The 19,990-nt window shown below is 29.9% G+C and carries 16 protein-coding genes and 1 pseudogene; 7 read left to right on the top strand and 10 right to left on the bottom strand.

Annotated elements, in window-relative coordinates:
• Nucleotides 1-10: 10 nt before the first annotated feature.
• The gene (hslV, locus tag KEC37_RS00795) at nucleotides 11-541 is read right to left on the bottom strand and encodes an ATP-dependent protease subunit HslV (protein WP_223138771.1); all 531 of its coding nucleotides are present in this window, start codon (nucleotides 539-541) and stop codon (nucleotides 11-13) included.
• Between the two features lie 582 nt (nucleotides 542-1,123).
• On the opposite strand from hslV, the gene aroQ reads away from it, so the two are divergent.
• The 3 genes from aroQ to accC are packed head-to-tail and all read left to right on the top strand — an operon-like array spanning nucleotide 1,124 to nucleotide 3,405.
• The gene (gene aroQ / locus KEC37_RS00790) at nucleotides 1,124-1,576 is read left to right on the top strand and encodes a type II 3-dehydroquinate dehydratase (protein ID WP_223139231.1); all 453 of its coding nucleotides are present in this window, start codon (nucleotides 1,124-1,126) and stop codon (nucleotides 1,574-1,576) included.
• Between the two features lie 36 nt (nucleotides 1,577-1,612).
• Nucleotides 1,613-2,041 carry an acetyl-CoA carboxylase biotin carboxyl carrier protein gene (accB, locus tag KEC37_RS00785; RefSeq protein WP_223139325.1) on the top strand — a complete coding sequence of 143 codons (429 nt, stop codon included), beginning with the start codon at nucleotides 1,613-1,615 and terminating at the stop codon, nucleotides 2,039-2,041.
• A 17-nt stretch (nucleotides 2,042-2,058) separates the two neighbouring features.
• Nucleotides 2,059-3,405 carry an acetyl-CoA carboxylase biotin carboxylase subunit gene (gene accC / locus KEC37_RS00780; protein WP_223139704.1) on the top strand — a complete coding sequence of 449 codons (1,347 nt, stop codon included), beginning with the start codon at nucleotides 2,059-2,061 and terminating at the stop codon, nucleotides 3,403-3,405.
• A gap of 18 nt (nucleotides 3,406-3,423) precedes the next feature.
• Here accC and cls read toward each other — a convergent pair whose 3' ends face one another.
• Nucleotides 3,424-4,896 carry a cardiolipin synthase gene (gene cls, locus KEC37_RS00775; protein ID WP_223139703.1) on the bottom strand — a complete coding sequence of 491 codons (1,473 nt, stop codon included), beginning with the start codon at nucleotides 4,894-4,896 and terminating at the stop codon, nucleotides 3,424-3,426.
• Between the two features lie 112 nt (nucleotides 4,897-5,008).
• On the opposite strand from cls, the gene KEC37_RS00770 reads away from it, so the two are divergent.
• Together KEC37_RS00770 and rlmB are read left to right on the top strand one after the other, a co-directional pair.
• Nucleotides 5,009-6,304 carry an adenylosuccinate synthase gene (locus KEC37_RS00770; protein WP_223139702.1) on the top strand — a complete coding sequence of 432 codons (1,296 nt, stop codon included), beginning with the start codon at nucleotides 5,009-5,011 and terminating at the stop codon, nucleotides 6,302-6,304.
• A gap of 2 nt (nucleotides 6,305-6,306) precedes the next feature.
• Nucleotides 6,307-7,071, top strand: a complete 765-nt coding sequence (gene rlmB / locus KEC37_RS00765) for a 23S rRNA (guanosine(2251)-2'-O)-methyltransferase RlmB (protein WP_223139227.1) — start codon at nucleotides 6,307-6,309, stop codon at nucleotides 7,069-7,071.
• A 55-nt stretch (nucleotides 7,072-7,126) separates the two neighbouring features.
• Here rlmB and grxD read toward each other — a convergent pair whose 3' ends face one another.
• The 4 genes from grxD to dnaN all read right to left on the bottom strand — a co-directional run bounded on the left by grxD (nucleotide 7,127) and on the right by dnaN (nucleotide 11,852).
• Nucleotides 7,127-7,453 carry a Grx4 family monothiol glutaredoxin gene (grxD, locus tag KEC37_RS00760; protein ID WP_223139701.1) on the bottom strand — a complete coding sequence of 109 codons (327 nt, stop codon included), beginning with the start codon at nucleotides 7,451-7,453 and terminating at the stop codon, nucleotides 7,127-7,129.
• Nucleotides 7,454-7,482: 29 nt separating this feature from the next.
• Nucleotides 7,483-8,136, bottom strand: a complete 654-nt coding sequence (rnt, locus tag KEC37_RS00755; protein ID WP_246778091.1) for a ribonuclease T — start codon at nucleotides 8,134-8,136, stop codon at nucleotides 7,483-7,485.
• A gap of 93 nt (nucleotides 8,137-8,229) precedes the next feature.
• Entirely contained in the window at nucleotides 8,230-10,644 is a 2,415-nt protein-coding gene (gyrB, locus tag KEC37_RS00750) for a DNA topoisomerase (ATP-hydrolyzing) subunit B (protein ID WP_223139700.1), read from the bottom strand.
• Between the two features lie 92 nt (nucleotides 10,645-10,736).
• Complete coding sequence (gene dnaN, locus KEC37_RS00745; protein ID WP_223139699.1) at nucleotides 10,737-11,852, bottom strand: DNA polymerase III subunit beta; 1,116 nt, start codon at nucleotides 11,850-11,852, stop codon at nucleotides 10,737-10,739.
• Between the two features lie 223 nt (nucleotides 11,853-12,075).
• Between dnaN and cgtA the strand changes: the two genes are divergently transcribed.
• Complete coding sequence (cgtA, locus tag KEC37_RS00740) at nucleotides 12,076-13,065, top strand: Obg family GTPase CgtA (RefSeq protein WP_223139698.1); 990 nt, start codon at nucleotides 12,076-12,078, stop codon at nucleotides 13,063-13,065.
• 33 nt (nucleotides 13,066-13,098) lie between these two features.
• On the opposite strand, the gene KEC37_RS00735 is transcribed toward cgtA, so the two are convergent.
• Nucleotides 13,099-14,151, bottom strand: a complete 1,053-nt coding sequence (locus tag KEC37_RS00735) for a GMP reductase (RefSeq protein ID WP_223138761.1) — start codon at nucleotides 14,149-14,151, stop codon at nucleotides 13,099-13,101.
• A gap of 165 nt (nucleotides 14,152-14,316) precedes the next feature.
• On the opposite strand from KEC37_RS00735, the gene coaE reads away from it, so the two are divergent.
• Nucleotides 14,317-14,952 (top strand): dephospho-CoA kinase, encoded by a 636-nt coding sequence (coaE, locus tag KEC37_RS00730; protein ID WP_223139697.1) that lies wholly within the window; start codon nucleotides 14,317-14,319, stop codon nucleotides 14,950-14,952.
• A 174-nt stretch (nucleotides 14,953-15,126) separates the two neighbouring features.
• Here the strand turns inward: coaE and secA are convergent.
• From secA to ftsZ, 3 genes and pseudogenes are all read right to left on the bottom strand, one after another.
• A pseudogene (secA, locus tag KEC37_RS00725) lies at nucleotides 15,127-17,619 on the bottom strand (preprotein translocase subunit SecA); the annotation flags it as partial.
• 204 nt (nucleotides 17,620-17,823) lie between these two features.
• Nucleotides 17,824-18,744 carry a UDP-3-O-acyl-N-acetylglucosamine deacetylase gene (lpxC, locus tag KEC37_RS00720; protein ID WP_223139695.1) on the bottom strand — a complete coding sequence of 307 codons (921 nt, stop codon included), beginning with the start codon at nucleotides 18,742-18,744 and terminating at the stop codon, nucleotides 17,824-17,826.
• A 65-nt stretch (nucleotides 18,745-18,809) separates the two neighbouring features.
• Complete coding sequence (ftsZ, locus tag KEC37_RS00715; protein ID WP_223138758.1) at nucleotides 18,810-19,985, bottom strand: cell division protein FtsZ; 1,176 nt, start codon at nucleotides 19,983-19,985, stop codon at nucleotides 18,810-18,812.
• Nucleotides 19,986-19,990: the final 5 nt, after the last annotated feature.

The raw sequence follows: 19,990 nt of genomic DNA, 5'->3' as shown, positions 1-19,990 counted from the left end.
ATCCTTATACTTATACTTTGGATGTTAATTCTTCAATAGTATGAAACTGATTAGTATAGATACAAATATCTCCTGCAATCTCCAAAGATTTTTTCACAATCTCTTTTGCACTAAATTCAGTGTTTTCTAGTAGAGCACGAGCAGCAGATTGAGCATATGGACCACCAGAACCAACAGCAATTAAATCATTTTCAGGTCTTACTACATCTCCATTACCAGTAATAATAAGAGAAATATTTTCATCTGCTACTGCTAAAAGAGCTTCTAGTCGTCTTAATATACGATCAGTACGCCAATCTTTAGCTAACTCAACTGCAGATTTAGCTAAATGACCTTGATGTACTTCTAATTTTTGTTCAAATAATTCAAAAAGTGTAAAAGCATCAGCAGTTCCTCCAGCAAATCCTGCAATAACCTGTCTATTATGTAGACGACGAACTTTTCGTACATTACATTTCATAACAGTGTTACCTAAAGTAGCTTGTCCATCACCACCAATAACAACATAACCACTACGGCGTACACTTATAATAGTAGTCAAATACAACCCCCTTTCAATAAGATAAAGAGTAAATTTAATCTTTTATATTTATCATTCATTAGACTGAATTTTTTATAATAACTAGAATGGGGAAATATTCTATTTTTTTATTAATTATACATTAGTAAAGAGTATATACTGAATTTTATATATCTTGATTTTGATTCAAAAATTACTTTATATTATTTATTGATATATTTTTTTATTTTTGAATTTATTATCAGTATATTTCTAATATAAAAATAACTAATATATATAATAATGATTATAAATTATTTTTTTGTAAAAATATTATTTTGAAATGATTCTTTCTTTTATAAAGAATGATTTTCTCTTTCAATAAAGATATTTCTAAATCATTTATAAAAAATATTAATAATTATAATTATTAATTAAATTTATTAACTATAGTTATTACTACTATAAGTATATCATGCGTATTAATAAATGCTATAGTAAATTATTAAAAAATAAAATCTTTCTACATAAGAAAGAATATATTTTTAAATTATATTTCTATCTATATTTTATAATATAGAATAATTTATTTTAATAAATATTGATATTTCATGGAGAGAATTAATGAATAAATTTCAAATTTCTATTCTTAATGGACCCAATTTAAATTTACTAGGTACTCGTGAAATTGAGAAATATGGTTCTCTTGATCTTAATACAATCCAGATGAATTTAGATGAATTAGCTAAAAAAATGAAAATTACCTTAAATCATATTCAGTCTAATGCAGAACATATTTTAATTGAATATATTCACCAAGCAAAAATTAATATGGTAGATTTTATTTTAATTAATCCTGCAGCATTTACCCATACTAGTATAGCTTTACGTGATGCATTATTAGCTGTAAATATTCCATTTATTGAAATTCATCTCTCTAATATATATGCAAGAGAAAAATATCGTCATCATTCATATTTCTCAGATATTGCAGTCGGAACTATTTGTGGATTGGGATATGATGGTTATCTTTTTGCTTTACAAGCGGCTGTTAAGCAATTAACTTCTTTCAATTAATTCGAATTCGTAGAGTAAAATATGGAATATTTTCCAATGGATATTAGAAAAATTAAAAAACTAATTAAATTAGTCAAAGAATCTGGTATTTCAGAATTAGAAATTACTGGAAATAAAGTATCAATACGTATTAGTCATACTGTACAACAATATGATATAAAAAAGAAAGAAAAAAAAGAAGAATCTTCTAAAATATCTTTTCCAGATTATTCAGAAACTAAAGAAGAAAAAAGACATATCATTCGTTCTCCAATAGTTGGAATATTTTATCGTTCTTTAGGATGTGATTCTAAACCTCTTGTAGAAGTAGGAAAAAAAGTTAAAGTAGGAGATATATTATGTGTTATTGAAGCAATGAAAATGATCAATCAAATTGAATCAGATAAAAATGGTATTATCAAAGCCATTTTACCAGAGAATGGACAACCTGTTGAATTTGATGAACCATTAATTATTATTGAATAATAAGGGATTATAAAAAGATGTTAGATAAGGTTGTAATCGCGAATCGTGGTGAAATTGCTCTACGTATACTTCGAGGATGTAAAGAATTAGGAATTAAAACTGTAGCAATACATTCTACAATAGATAGAGATCTAAAACATGTATTACTAGCAGATGAAACGATTTGTATTGGACCTGCTTCTCCATTTAAAAGTTATTTGAATATTCCAGCTATTATTTCAGCAGCAGAAATTACCGGATCTATTGCTATTCATCCAGGATATGGTTTCCTATCTGAAAATGCTGATTTTGCAGAACAAGTTGAACATTCTGGCTTTATTTTTATTGGTCCTAAATCAGAAATTATTCGTTTAATGGGAGATAAAATTGCAGCAATAAAATTTATGAAAAAAATAGGTATTCCTTGTTTACCTGGTTCTAATGGTCCAATCAATATAGAAAATATGGAACAAAATTTTAAAATTGCTCAATCTATTGGATATCCAGTTATTATTAAAGCTTCACATGGAGGAGGAGGACGTGCTTTAAAAGTAGTCTATGATAAAAAAGAATTAAAATCATCTATCCTTTTTGTATATACAGAAGCTAAATCAAATTTTGGGAATGGTTTAATTTATATGGAAAAATATTTAAAGAATCCCCGTCATATTGAAATACAAATTATTGCAGATGGACAAGGTAATGCCGTTTCTTTATTTGATAGAGATTGTTCTGTTCAAAGACGTCATCAAAAATTAATAGAAGAAGCACCGGCCATGGATATTCATAATGATCTTCGTGATTATATTAGTGATTTTTGTATAAAAGCTTGTATTGAAATTGGTTATTGTGGTGTAGGAACATTTGAATTTTTGTATGAAAATGAAAATTTTTTCTTTATAGAAATGAATACTCGTATTCAAGTTGAACACCCTGTAACTGAAATGATAACTGGAATTGATATTATTAAGGAGCAATTATATATCCATTCCGGACAATCTCTTTCTTTTAAACAAAAAGATATAACAATATCTGGTCATGCAATTGAATGTCGTATTAATGCTGAAAATTCTAAAACACTTTTACCTAGTAATCCAGGAAAAATTACTCGTTTACATGTCCCAGGTGGATTTGGTGTTCGTTGGGAATCACACATTTATACTGGATACTCCATATCCTCTTATTATGATTCGATGATTGGAAAATTAATTTGTTTTGGAGAAGATAGAAATTTATCTATTTCTAGAATGAGAAATGCGTTAACCGAACTTATTATTGAAGGAGTCGAAACTAATATCCCATTACAATTACAAATAATCAATAATCAAATTTTTCAAAAAGGTTGTGTTAATATTCACTTTTTGGAAAAAATATTTCTAAATTAAAAATTAATTTTTATTTGATTAAAGTAATGGACTAAACATATAAAATATTCCTTCAAAAATACGTTGCCAATATGGTCTATTTGACCATTCTATAGGATTAATTATTTTAGAATTTTTAATATAATTTTGTTGTACTTGGAAAAGATTATTACTGAAATCAATATTATCAATTATTACAGCAATTTCTAAATTAAGCCATAAGCTACGCATATCCAAATTGAGTGTGCCAATTAGACTTAATTGACCATCTATTAAGATACTTTTAGTATGTAATAGTCCTCCCTCAAATTGATGAATTAATACTCCTGCAGATAAAAGTTCAGTGAAAAAGGCTCGACTTGCCCATTTTACTAATACGGAATCATTCTTCTTTGGTATAATAATATGTACTTCTATCCCTCTTTGTGCAGCTGTACAAATGGCATAGAGTAAATCATCACTAGGTACTAGATAAGGAGTAGTAATTACTAATTTCTTGCGTGCTGTATGAATAGCAATTAATAAAGCTTGATGTATTAATCCATCGGTAAATTCTGGTCCAGAAGCAATTATCTGAATAATACTTCCAGAATTTTTAATAGGTATAGGAAGATGCATATTTGAAACTGATATGACAGGAGGAAAAATATATTCACCAGTTTCTAGTGCCCAATCATGAGAATATATAATTCTCATTGCAGCGGTTACTGGACCTTCTATTCGTATCATCATGTCAATCCATTGACCAACTCCAGATTTTCTTTTAAATAAAAAAGGATCAATCATATTCATGCTTCCTATATAACAAATATGACTATCAATCAATACCATTTTACGATGTTGACGTAAATCCATACGACGAAAAAAAATTTGAAAAAGATTGAGATGTAAAGCTTCAACTATATTAATTCCTGATTGACGCATTATAATTGGATAAAAACTTCTAAAGAAGTCTATACTACCTGCAGAATCAAGCATGAGTCTACAACATACCCCTCTTTTTGCCGCATCCATAAGTGCCTCTGCAACTTTATTAACTAATCCTCCTATTTGCCAAATATAAAAAACCATCTCTATATTTTTTTTAGCAGCATTAATATCCTGAATTAATAATTCTATAATATGAGAACTATTATCTAATAATCGTGTATGATTTCCTTTTAATGCCCCAATTCCTTGACGATTTTTACATAATTGAAATAATAAATGGGCAGCTTCATTACTTCCTTGTGAGAATTCATATTTATAATGATCTTTTAATAATTTCATCCATTGAAGACTTGAAAAAAATATTTTTTTGCTACGTTTGATACGATCTTTCTCTAATTTATACTCACCAAATAAAAAATAAATAATTATACCTAATAAGGGTACAATATAAATTCCTAATAACCAAGCTGTTGTCGAAGGAACTGTATGACGTTTAGTCAATATTTTTATTGTAATATTCATTATTAATGTAAAATATATTATTAATATAATAAAATTTACTATGGTATATAACTGTGTCATAAAATGAAGATCCTAGTATTTTTAATATTTTTTTATTAATATAATTGTACTTATTTACTATTATAAATAGAGATGATATTTTTATTATTATTTTATATAATTGATCAAAATAATGAATAAAAATATTGTTATTCTTGGGACCCAATGGGGAGATGAAGGTAAAGGTAAAATTGTAGATTTATTAACTGATAACGCTCAATATGTTGTTCGTTATCAAGGTGGTAATAATGCGGGGCATACCTTATTTATTAATGGAAAAAAAACAATATTACATCTTATTCCATCTGGAATTTTAAGAAAAGGTGTAATGAATATTATTAGTAATGGTGTTGTAATTTCATTAGATGCTTTATTAAAAGAAATTAATAATTTAATAAAAGAAGATATTCCTGTATATGAAAGATTAGTTATTTCAAGTGCTTGTATATTAGTTTTACCTTATCATATTGTAATGGATATTGCTAGAGAAAAAATGCAAGGTAAAAAAAATGCTATAGGTACAACAGGAAAAGGAATTGGTCCTGCATATGAAGATAAAGTTGCACGACGTGCATTACGTATTAGTGATATTTCAGATGAAATTAATTTTGCTGATAGACTTAAAGAAAATTTAGAATATTATAATTTTCAATTAAAAAATTTTTATAACAGTAATACTCTTGATTATCAATCAATTTTAGATAAAATCTTATTTACTATACAATCATTAAAAAAAATAATAATAGATAGTTCTATTTTATTAAAAAATATAAAAAATAGTAATATAATCTTTGAAGGTGCACAAGGTACTTTTTTAGATATTGATCATGGTACTTATCCTTATGTAACAGCATCTAATACGACTATAGGTGCTGTTTTTACCGGATCAGGATTTGCACCTAATGATATAAATTATATATTAGGAGTAGTTAAGGCATATTCAACTCGTGTTGGATTTGGTCCGTTTCCTACTGAATTATTTAATAAAACAGGAGAAGTATTACTACTTAATGGTAATGAGTTTGGTTCTACTACTAATCGTAAAAGAAGAACTGGATGGCTCGATCTCGTTTTAATACGACGTGCTATACAAATTAATTCTATTTCTAGTTTATGTATAACAAAATTAGATATTTTAGATTCTTTTGAAGAAATAAAAATTTGTATAGCATATCGTCTTCTTACCAATGGTGAAATTATTGATACATTTCCATCTGACAGCAATATATTGAAAAATATTGAACCCATTTATAAAATTTTCCCAGGTTGGAAACAAAGTATATTAGGAATAAAGGATTTTAGTAAACTACCTAAAAAAACACGTTCTTATATTAAGTATATTGAAGAGTTTACACATACTCCAGTGGATATAATTTCTATTGGACCTGATCGTGAAGATACAATTATTATTAGAAATCCTTGGGTTTGATAATGATCCAAAATGAAATTATTTATGGTATTCATACTATAGAATCTTTTTTTAAACATAATTATAAAGACATTCTTTGTGTATATTTTTTAAAAGATTCTACTAATCCTCGTTTAAAAAACATTGTACATAATCTTCTTAAAATGAATATAAAGATTCATTTTGTTAGCCTATCTACTTTAAATACTTTAGTTAATATTCGAGATGCAAAACATCAAGGTGTAGTAGCCTCTATCAAACGAACCGTACAATTCAAAGAAAGTGATCTATTAGAATTATTACAGCGGAATGAGGCTTTATCTCCAATGTTATTTTTAATATTAGATGGTATTACGGATTCCCGTAATTTTGGGGCTTGTTTACGTTGTGCCGATGCAGCAGGTGTCAATGCTGTAATTATCCCTAAAAATAGATCCGCTAATTTGAATGCCATTGCTCAAAAAGTAGCTAGTGGAGCGGCCGAATCTGTCAAGATTATACGTGTTACCAATATAATACGTATAATTAAAAAATTAAAAGAGAAAAATATATGGATTATTGGTACAGATTCAGAGGCAAATATCAATCTCTATCAGATGGAATTGAGAGGATCTCTCGCCCTAGTATTAGGAGGGGAAGAAAAAGGAATACGAAAATTAACAAAAGTTTGGTGTGACCAAATAGTACAGATCCCTATGATGGGATCTGTAAATACGCTTAATGTAGCTACCGCTACCGGAGTATGTTTATTTGAAGTAATAAGACAACGTCACTTTAATACGATCTAAATAAACCTATCTAATATTATTCTATACAACAAATAAAATATACCTCCTAGCTCTCTCACTTACTACTACTAGCAGAGTGAAGAATATGCTGTAATTCTCCTTTATGATGCATTTCAACTAATATATCACATCCTCCTATTAGTTCTCCATTAACCCATAACTGTGGAAAGGTAGGCCAGTTAGCGAACTTAGGAAGTTCAGTTCGAATATCTAAATGTTTTAATACATCAATATATTCAAAAGGAACATCATATATTGATAATATTTTTACTGCTTGAGCAGAGAATCCACAGTTGGGTTTTTCTGGTGAACCTTTCATATACAGTAGTATAGGATTATTTTGAATTTGTTTTTTAATTTCGTTAATAGTAGTATTATTCATTATATTTCCATTTTAGAATAAATGTCTAATTATTTGAAGTTTTTATCTAATATTAATGTCGATATATTTATAGGCCAACCTCCTAATCTTTTCCATCGATTAACCAATTCACAAAATAGTTCTGCTGTTCTTTCGGTATCATATAAAGCGGAATGAGCGAAGCTTGTATGAAATGTAATACCTGCCGCAGCACAAGCTTTAGCAAGTACAGTTTGTCCAAAAACTAGACCACTTAATGCAGCAGTATCAAATGTTGAAAATGGATGAAACGGATTATTCTGTAAATTTGCTCTTTCTGCGGCCGCCATTACAAAACTATGATCGAAAGCAGCATTATGTGCTACAATAATAGCACGATTACATTCTTGATTTTTAATACCTTGTCTTACTGCAAAAAAAATTTCATTTAGAGCTTGATGTTCTGTCACTGCTCCTCGTAAAGGATTATTAGGTTCTATACGATTTAATGCTAATGCTTCTGGTTGTAATATAGAACCTGGGAAAGGTTCTATATGAAAGTGAAATATTTTATCTAATTGAAGCCAACCATTTTTATCCATTTTTAAGGTAATGGCTGCAATTTCTAAAAGAGCATGAGTATTTGCATTTAAACCTGCAGACTCTATATCAATGACTACTGGATAGAAACCCCGAAAGCGTGTACGGAGAGTATTCACATTAATAATACCTTTTTATAAAAAAAATATCAATTAATATAATTTAAAAATTGTACAATTTATATTGCTTGTTGATAAAAATAAATATTTCTGAACATGCTAAACATCGATATTCATCGCTTTAAGAGCATTTTCCTCTATAAAGATACGCCGAGGACCTACTTCATCACCCATTAAAGTAGTAAAAAGTTTATCAGCATAGATAGCATCTTTTATTGTTATACGTAATATAGATCTTTGTTGGGGATCCATAGTTGTTTCCCAAAGCTGATCAGGATTCATTTCTCCTAAACCTTTATAACGTTGAATTACAATTTCTCTACGAACTTCCTCCATTAACCAAATAAATGTTTCATCAAAATTTTTAATAAATTTTGTATTTCCATTTCTCTCAATATATGTAGTATCTGTTTCAAATAGCTTATTTAATTTATTTCCTATCCTTGCTATTGTTTTATATTCTTTACTAGTAAAAAAATTACTATCTAATAAATAGTAATTTTTTGTACAGTAAGTCTTTATCTGTATAAGAGGTTCAAATAATTTTCTTTCATAGTTTTCTTGTAATTCAAAACTATATGTAATTCCAAAACGTTGATTGTTACTACTATTTAAATTTTTTATAAAGGATGTCATCCAATTAAAAATGATATTAGAATCATTTAGATCTTTTTCATTTAAAAAAGGTTGATACATTAGAGATTGTAATATTTCTTTAGGAAAATGTCTTTCAATACGATTAATGATTTTTTTTGTAGATCTATATTCTAAAATTAAATTTTTTAAAACAATACCGGATAATTTTATTGAAGGAGTATGTAATATAGTTCCATCTGTTGCTAATGTAATTTGAAATTGTTCCATAGATTCATCATCTTTAATATACTGTTCTTTTTTTCCTCTTTTTATTTTATATAAAGGTGGTTGAGCAATAAAAATATGACCGCGTTCTATAATTTCAGGCATTTGACGATAAAAAAAAGTTAATAACAAAGTACGAATATGTGATCCATCTACATCAGCATCGGTCATAATAATTATATGATGATAACGTAGTTTATTAGGATCATAATCATCTGGACCCATACCACAACCTAATGCTGTAACAAGCGTTGATACTTCTTGAGAAGAAAGAATTTTATCAAAACGTGCTTTTTCTATGTTAAGAATTTTTCCTTTTAAAGGTAAAATAGCTTGATTTTTTCTATTACGTCCTTGTTTAGCTGAACCCCCAGCCGAATCACCTTCAACTAAATAAAGTTCATTTAATATGGGATTTTTTTCTTGACAATCAGCTAATTTACCGGACAAAATAGATAGATCTAATGTTCCTTTTTTACGATTGATTTCTCGTACTTTACGAGCGGCTTCACGAGTTCGGGCGGCAGAAATTATTTTTCCTACTATTGATTTAGCATCCTGAGGATGTTCAAGTAAATATTGAATGAGATATTCATTCATTAATGTTTCAACAGCTGATTTTATATCAGAAGAAACAAGTTTATCCTTAGTTTGTGAGGAAAATTTAGGATTATGTGCTTTAATAGAGACAATAGCAACAATACCTTCGCGTGTATCATCACCAATAATATTAACCTTAGATTTTTTATTATATCCTTCCCTATCTATATAAGTATTTATTGTTCTAGTAATAGCAGAACGAAACCCAGATAAATGAGTGCCTCCATCATGTTGAGGAATATTATTTGTAAAACAATAAATATGGTTCTGAAAAGTGTTAGTCCAATGAAGTGCTATTTCTACACTAATTTTATCTTTTTCAGCAGCAAAATAAAATATATTAGGATGAATAGGAATTTTATTTTTACTTAAAAAAGCTACAAACGCTTTAATACCTCCATCTTCTTGAAAAGAATGATGGATATTTATACGATTGTCTTGAATGGAAATAGATAGACCTGGATTTAAAAAAGCTAATTCGCGTATTCTTTTTACTAATATATCGTATTTAAATTTAATATTATTTTGAAAAATAAGTGGATTAGGCCAAAATCTTATATAAGTTCCTGTTTGGTTAGTTTCACCAATAATCTCTAGTGTAGTTTGAGGAACGCCTGTATTATATAATTGACGATAGATTTTACCTTGTCTTTTAATGATTAATTCTAATTTTTGGGATAAAGCATTAACAACAGAAATTCCAACTCCATGTAATCCTCCAGATACTTTATAGGAAATTTCATCAAATTTTCCACCAGCGTGTAGTACCGTCATAATCACTTCAGCAGCTGAAATACCCTCTTCATGGATATCGGTAGGAATACCACGACCATCATCTTGGATTGATATGGATTGATCATCATATATAATAATATCAATATTTTTACAATAACCCGATAAAGCCTCATCAATGGCATTATCTAACACTTCGAATACCATATGATGTAATCCCGTTCCATCATCAGTATCCCCAATGTACATACCAGGACGTTTACGAACAGCATCTAGTCCTTTAAGTACTTTAATATTTGAAGAATCATAAGAATTTGACATCAATATTTCGCTCATTGTTATAAATTCTATTAGTATATTATATTTTATTGTAGAATGTTAGTAAATCAATATTGCCAATATATATATCTTTTCTATATACGTATTGGCATAATTGTAAAATAAGATTTGTGAAGATTATTCACTTCCTTTATTTGCATACTTGATAGTTCATTGGTGAAATATAAATCAACATATTCATTCTGAATAACATTTAGTACATCAATAATATAATCTACATTAAAGCTAATAACGATTGGATTACCTAAATAAATAATATCTAATATTTCTTCTGCTCTTTCTTTTATAGAATTTTCAGATTGAATTTTTAATTGATTTGTATTAAAAAACATTGTTATTGATCTAAATTTTTCATTCGATAAAATTGAAGTTCGAATTAACGCTTGCTTTAATACAAGTTTATGTATTTGTATAACATTAGAGCTATTATATGATAAAATACGACGATAGTCTGGAAATTGACTCTCTATAAGTCTAGACATAAAAATATATTCATCTATTTGAATACGAATATTAGAAATTCCAATTTGGATTTTTACTTGACTGTTTATATTATTAAAAAGACGTTTAAGCTCGATAATACTTTTTCGAGGTAAAATAATTAATCTATTAGGAATATCTTCATGAAGAGAGATAGAACACATAGCTAATCGATGTCCATCCGTTGCTATAGTACGAAATTCACCTTCTTCTGTGATTTCAAATACCATTCCATTCAAAAAATAACGCACATCTTGATATGCCATAGAGAAATGAGTAGAATTAATTAATCTTTTTAGATTATCTTTTTCTATAGAAAATTCTACTATTTCATTAGAATAAAAATTTACGATTGGAAAATCGGAGGCAGCCATGGTAGAGAGAGAAAAATAATTGTGATTATTATATCGAATGAATAGTTTGAGATCTTCTAATATTACTAAAATATTAACTCCATTAGGTAAATTTTTTAATACATCAAAAAATTTACGTGCAGATACGGCAATTGCTCCTTTTTTATTCTCATTTTCTAATGAGAGAGAGATAGAAAAAGAAACTTCTATTTCTAAATCTGTACTTGTAAAGATGACATCTTTGTTATTTACTTGTATTAGTAAATTAGCGGATAAATTTGATGATTGACGACTAAATAAACCACTAATTTGTTGTAATGACTTTAATATTTGTTCACGTCTGATAAAAAATTGCATTGCTATTAATATTCCATTGATACTATTTTTCTAAACATCATAATTTATATTATATAAAATAAATAATATATTATTATATTAGATAGAATCCAACTATTTTCTAATAGAGAGTTTTTTTAGTATAGTTGTAAAAATTAATTTGCATTCTTCTTTCTTTTAATCTTTTAAGAAATAAAAATTTGTATTATAAAAATAATATTTATTTTTTATGTTGAGAACAAACATGAAATTTACGGACGAAGCTCTTATTGTAGTACATGCAGGGAAGGGAGGAAATGGTTGTGTAAGTTTTAGAAGAGAAAAATATATTAGTCATGGTGGTCCAGATGGGGGTAATGGTGGTAAAGGAGGAGATATATGGTTAATAGTAGATGAGAATTTAAATACATTAGTGGATTATCGTTTTAATCAATATTTTTATGCTGAAGATGGACAAAATGGACGTAGTCGTAACTGTAATGGTAAAAAAGGGAAAGATTTACTTATAAAAATACCCAAAGGTACTCAAATACTAGATAAAGAAACTAATATAATAATAGAAGATATGATATTTAATCATCAACGCTTAAGAGTTGCAAAAGGGGGGGATTGGGGGTTAGGTAATACTCATTTTAAATCGGCAATATATCGTACTCCTTATCGTAAAACTAATGGTAAAGAGGGAGAATATCGTACCATTTTACTTAATTTGATTCTTATAGCTGATATTGGAATGATTGGATTATCTAATTCAGGGAGATCTGCTTTTTTACGTGCAGTAACTGCTGCTACACCTAAAGTTGCTTCATATCCATTTACTACTATTAGTCCATGTTTAGGTACTATCCACATAGAAGAAAGAAAAATTATATTAGTAGATATTCCTAGTGTCATTCCAGGTAATAGTAAGAGATTCGGTTTACGTTTTTTAAAACATTTGGAACGTTGTCAACTTCTATTACATTTTGTTGATTTATATCCTAGTGATGGATCTAATCCCAAAGACAATATTCATCTTGTAATACAAGAATTACAAAATACTAAAAATTTATCGAATAAACCCTGTTGGTTAATATTTAATAAAATTGATTTATTTGATATAGAAACAGGAATAAAACGCGTAAATAATATTATAAGTTTATTATCTTGGAAAGCTCCATATTACCTTATTTCAACTATAAATAAATATGGAATAAAAGATCTATTTCAGAATATTATCCCATTTATTAAATAATATAGATCAGAAAAAAGAATCAGTAAGAATAAGTTATTTATTTACGCAGGTAGTAAAAACTCTATTTTCCTGTTCTACTACACGAATAAAGGTGGTACGTTTCGTTAACTCCTTTAAATATGTTGCACCAACATAAGTACATGTAGATCGTAAGCTACCTAAAATATCTTGAATAGAATGTTTTACTTGACCTCTTAATGGTAATTTTACTGTTTTTCCTTCTGCTGCACGATAATCTGCAATAGCTAAATAACGTTTCATAGCAGATTCAGAACTCATACCATAAAATAACATAAATTTTTCTCCATTTTTTTCTTCTATTATTTTACCTTCACATTCGTCATGTGCAGCAAACATTCCCCCAAGCATGACAAAATCCGCTCCTCCTCCAAATGCTTTTGCAATATCTCCAGGGACAGTGCAACCTCCATCACTTACAATATGTCCATTTAATCCATGTGCAGCATCAGCACATTCTATTACCGCAGATAGTTGAGGATAACCAATACCGGTTTTTACACGAGTGGTACATACCGAACCAGGACCTATACCGACTTTCACAATATCCGCACCAGACAGTATTAATTCTTCTACCATTTCTCCTGTGACTACATTCCCCGCACAAATTATTTTATACGGATAGGTGTCTCTGATTTTCTTTACAAAATCAACAAAATTCTCTGAATACCCATTAGCTACATCGATACAGATAAAATTCAAATGTGTTGATAAAGAAAAAATAGATTGTATCTTTTCAAAATCGGTAATAGATGTTCCTGTAGATACCATAATGTTACGTAACGTCAATTCAGAAGTATGAGAAAGAAATTTTTTCCATTTATCTAAGCTATAATGTTTTTGTATTGCCGTTAATATTTCAAAATGAGCTAATGCTTCCGCCATACGAAAAGTTCCAATAGTATCCATATTAGCAGCAATAATTGGAATTCCTACCCAATTAATATTGGAGTATTTAAAATTAAAATTACGTTGTAATTCTACATCTGAGCGACTACTTAGAGTCGAACGTTTGGGTCGTATGAGTACATCTTTAAATCCTAGCTTTATATCTTCTTCAATGCGCATTATACTTTCCTTATATAAATAACAACTAATGGAATAAATAATAATTGTTAATTTGATTATTTTATCAATAGAGAGAGATATTATCTATTTTACTTATAAATCCTTTAATTTTTCAAATATATAAGATATCATTTAGAGTATTTTAGAACATAGAAAGAATAATGCATGGCTTATATTATTGCTATAACGGGTGGAATTGGGAGTGGGAAGAGTACTGTAGCTCATACTTTTGCAAAATTAGGGATTCCTTTAGTAGATACTGATATTATTGCTAGACAAGTTGTAAAACCCAATAGCTTCGCTTTCCGATTAATGGTGGAAAAATTTGGATTATCTATTTTACGGAGTAATGGATCTTTAGATCGCATTAATCTTAAAAAGCGTATTTTTAAGGTTCCTAGTGATAGAATATGGATGGAATCTTTGCTTCATCCTGTAATTTTAAAAAAAAGTCAGGATAGAATTTTTTCTATTAATTCACCATCCTATATTATATGGATTGTTCCTTTATTAATTGAAAATAGATCTTACTTATTTCGTGCTAATCGAGTACTATTAGTCGATACGGATTATCAATCACAAATTCAACGTGCTATGAAACGTGACAATATGAAGTATGAAGAAGTGAAAAAAATTATTTTAGTCCAATCTTCGCGTCAAAATCGCCTATCGTTTGCTGATGATATTATTGATAATAGTGGATATCCTCAAGATATAAGAGATCAGGTTATTCGTTTACATCTATATTATCTTAAATTAGCTAAAAAGTTTCAAATTACACTGTCTTCTACTTACTTATAAGAGAGATCCGTTCTATATCGGGTAATTGAAATGATGGAGGAGAAATTCTTCAAAAGGAATAGATATTCTTTTTTATATAAAGAAAGGATAACGATGTTCTGATAGTTTTTTATTGTTGTTTTTATTGAACGATTTGTTTGAAACCGATTGGTTTGCTTTACACCCATTCCAATGTTCTAATGGTTTCGAAAATTGCAGCTTACTTAAAGTACTAATGACCTCATATTTTACCGCTTCCAGCATATCACTAAACATATTAAAGGATTCGCGTTTGTATTCTTGTTTGGGATCGACTTGTGCATACCCCCTAAAATGAATACCTTGACGTAAATAATCTATAGCGGCTAAATGTTCCTTCCAAAAGAAATCAATAGTTTGTAACATAACTTTTTTTTCAATTTTACGCATGACTTCTATTCCGACTATTTTTTCTTTATATTGGTATTGTTCTAAAGATTGTTTTAATATATTTTCAAAGTATGTTTGTTCTTTTTCTATTCTGTTAGGAGTAAAGTCTAAATCAAAATCATCTTTAAGATGTTTTTGTAAACCTTCAATATTCCACATTTCTTTTACAGAATGTAAAGGAATATATACGTGCATTACACGTATTAGTACGTCTTTTCTAATATTAGCAATAGTTTCACTGATATCAGATAACATTAATAATTCATTGCGTTGACTATAAATGGTACGTCTTTGATTATTAGCAACATCATCATATTCTAAGAGTTGTTTACGAATATCAAAATTCCGATTTTCTACTTTGCGTTGAGCATTAGCAATAGATTTCGTTATCCAAGGGTGCTCTATTGCTTCTCCCTTTTTCATTTGCAATCTTTTCATAAGATTCGAAATACGTTGAGAAGCAAATATTCGCATTAGAGTATCTTCCATTGATAAATAGAAACGAGAGGAACCCGCATCACCTTGTCGTCCAGACCTTCCTCGAAGTTGATTATCTATCCGTCGTGATTCATGTCTTTCAGTACCTATAATATGTAATCCACCCGCTTCTACTACCCTCTGATGACGGATTTTCCAAGCAGATTTGATCTCGTGAATCTGTTTGATATTAGGTTTATCTAATTTATTCAGGTCAGATTGCCAATTCCCTCCTAATATAATATCGGTTCCTCTTCCTGCCATATTAGTAGCTATAGTGACGGATCCGGGTTTTCCCGCTTGAGCGATGATATCGGCTTCAATAGCATGGAATTTTGCGTTTAGTACTTGATGTTTAATTCCAGATTTTTTTAGTTCTCTGGATATAGTTTCTGATTTTTCAATAGAAATCGTTCCTACTAAAACAGGTTGTCCACGATTTATACATCTTCGGATATCTGCTATGATAGCGTTGATTTTTTCTTTTTCTGTAATATAGACTAAATCGGGCATATCTTGACGAATCATTGGACGATTAGTAGGAATAACAACCGTATCTAATCCATAGATAGTACTTAATTCGAACGCCTCAGTTGCAGCAGTACCAGTCATTCCAGCCAGTTTTTCATATAAACGAAAATAATTTTGAAAAGTAATAGATGCTAATGTTTGATTGTCACTTTGAATAGACACATTTTCTTTCGCCTCTAAAGCTTGATGTAATCCATCAGACCATCTACGTCCTGGCATCGTACGACCTGTATGTTCGTCAACTATCATGATTTCTCCATTTTTTACAATGTAATCAACATCCCGAAAAAATAGGAGATGAGCACGTAAAGCAGAATTGGCATGATGCATCAAGATAATATTAGATGGAGAATAAATAGATTGACTATCTGTAACAAGCTGTTCATTCACCATAAGATTTTCAAGTAATATTAGTCCTGATTCTGTTAAATATACCTGACGAGATTTGGCATCTATGGAAAAATAACCCTCCGTATTACAGTCTATACCATAATCTTCTTTATTTTTTTTGATCACATTTCTAATCAGTTTATCTATCTTGATATAAAGATCGGAACTATCTTCATACGAACCAGAAATAATTAGTGGCGTTCTTGCTTCATCAATTAAAATTGAATCTACTTCATCTATTATAGCATAATGTAATTTTCTCTGTACTCGTTCTTCCGGATGAAAAACCATATTATCGCGCAGATAATCGAATCCATATTCATTATTTGTTCCGTATGTAATATCTGCGGCATAAGCAGTATGTTTCTCTTTATTTGGTAAACCCGCTAAATTCATGCCAACAGTCATACCCAGAAATTCAAAAAGAGGACGATTATTTTCTGCATCCCTTTTAGCTAAGTAATCGTTAACGGTTACTATGTGTACACCTTTTCCATTTAACGCATTAAGGTAGGCAGATAAAGTAGCTGTTAAAGTTTTGCCTTCTCCTGTACGCATTTCCGCCACACATCTTTCGTTTAAAGCAATACCTCCTAATATTTGTACGTCAAAATGACGCATATTAAATACACGTTTACTGGCTTCTCTAACTACAGCAAATGCTTCTGGTAAGAGTTGTGCAATAGTTTCTCCATCTTGAATTCGTAATCGAAATTCGGACGTTTTAGCTATTAACTGTTTATCACTTAACCTTTCCATGTTAGTTTCTATTGCATTAATTTTTTTCAGAATAGTTGTCATACGACGAAGCATTCTATCATTACGATTACTGAAAATTTTTTTAAAAAACATCATATATATTATCTCTCTTCTATATTGTTTCTAATTTTTTTATATGATCTTCAATAACAAGATAAGTTAGTTTGTTAAACAATAGCAGAAACCCTCTGATTAGGGGAGAGTATTGTAAGTATATAATATATATCGAATCGTAGAATTGATTCCATGTGACGCAAATTCTTCATAAAGAGGAAGGTAAAAAAATAATATAAAATTATGTCATAATTACAATATATCATTCAGTTGTGGTAAATGATAAGTAGGTATTTCTGATATATGACGGAATGTCACGAATTCCCATGCATCTTTTCTCGAAAGTACTGTTTGTATTAGCCTATTATTCATAGCATGACCCGATTTAAAACCAGTAAATTGACCGATAATATTATAACCACATACAAATAAATCACCTATCGCATCCAATATTTTATGGCGTATAAATTCATCTTTAAAACGTAATCCTCTTCGATTGAGGACACGATGATCGTCCATAATAATAGCACAATCAAAGCTCCCTCCTAGGGCTAAACCATTAGAATGTAGATATGCAATATCACGCGTAAATCCAAACGTTCTTGCGCTACTGATCTGCTTAATAAAAGCATCAGTAGAAAATTGAAACAAATAACGTTGTGAAGTAGCGCGAATTACAGGATGATTAAAATCAATGGTAAAATCTAAATTAAATCCGTGATAAGGGGTTAATTCAGCCCATTTATCTTTGTCTTCAACACGTACCGTTCTTTTTATCCTAATAAATTTTTTTGGAGAATCTAGTTCTTGTATACCCGCATCCGCAAGTAAATAAATAAATGGATTCGAACTTCCATCCATAATAGGAATTTCTGGCGCATCCACTTCAACAATAATGTTATCAATCCCTAAACTTGCTAATGCCGCATTCAAATGTTCCACGGTAAAAATGCGTATTCCGTATTGATTCATAATACATGTACATAGAGCGGCGGTCTTACTTACGGATTCCGCATTCGAATATAAATATACAGGATTTTTAAAATCAGATCGTCGATAAATAATACCAGAATTTGGTATTCCAGGACGTAGTGTAAGTTTTACCTTTGCTCCAGTATGTAACCCCATCCCCATCGTTTTCACAACACGTTTCAACGTCCTTTGCTTTATCATGTTGACGTCTCAAAAGAGTGTTGTTTCTCTGTAGCTGCATCTAATTTTTCAGTGAAATTAATAATCTAATCTAGATGTTTACGTAAAAAAGTAGGAATATCTAAATAATCTACTTCTTTATTACTAAGAGAAGATTGTTGAATTTTTTGCGTATTTAGTGTTGTTTTTAGCGTATTTTTTTGCTCCTGCTGAGATATTGAGGATTTACTAGAGTATCGATTATTATTCATGACTTGACCTTCAACGTTTCTTTTATTTATTAAGGGAGTAGGGTCAGCTCGCTTATCCATCCCTATTCCTGTGGCGACAACAGTAACACGTAATTCATTTTTCATATCTGTATCTAAAGATGTCCCAATCACTACGGTTGCATTATCGGAAGCAAACGCACGAATAGTATTTCCAACAGTCTCAAATTCATCTAAACGGAGATCCAATCCTGCCGTAATGTTCACCAGTACTCCTCTTGCGCCAGAAAGATCAATATCTTCTAGTAATGGACTAGATATTGCCATTTCCGCTGCTTCTTCTGCACGATCTTCTTCACCACAAGACATACCACAACCCATCATAGCATAACCCATTTCTGACATTACCGTGCGTACATCTGCAAAATCGACATTCATTAGACCTGGACGAGTAATGAGCTCCGCAATCCCTTGTACCGCGCCTTTTAATACATCATTAGCGGCGCCGAAAGCATCTAAAAGAGAAATACCTCTGCTAAGTACTTTTAGTAGTTTATCGTTCGGTATAATTATTAATGAATCTACGTGTTTAGAGAGTTCAGCAATACCTTGTTCCGCAAATATCATGCGTTTTTTTCCTTCAAAGTTAAAAGGTTTGGTTACCACCGCTACGGTTAAAATACCAAGATCTTTAGCGATTTCTGCTACGACTGGAGCTGCTCCTGTACCTGTACCCCCTCCCATTCCAGCAGCGATAAAAACCATATCGGCTCCATCTAAGGCGGAATGTAAAGCCTCACGGTCTTCTTCAGCGGCACTTTTACCTATTTCAGGATTAGCACCCGCTCCCAATCCTTTTGTTATGCTACTACCTATCTGGATGGTTTGGCTTATAGCAGTTTTACGTAATGCTTGGGCATCCGTATTAACCGCAAAAAAATCAACTCCCTCTATACTTTCACGTATCATATGTTCAACCGCATTTCCTCCTCCTCCTCCAACACCAATAACCTTAATGATTGCATCATTAGTTAATTCCATTGGTTCAAACATAATCG

It is taken from the genome of Candidatus Schneideria nysicola (assembly GCF_019923565.1).
GTDB lineage: Bacteria > Pseudomonadota > Gammaproteobacteria > Enterobacterales > Enterobacteriaceae > Schneideria > Schneideria nysicola.
The sequence above is the reverse complement of the archived record's forward strand: the minus strand, read 5'-3'. Positions and strand labels throughout refer to the sequence as shown.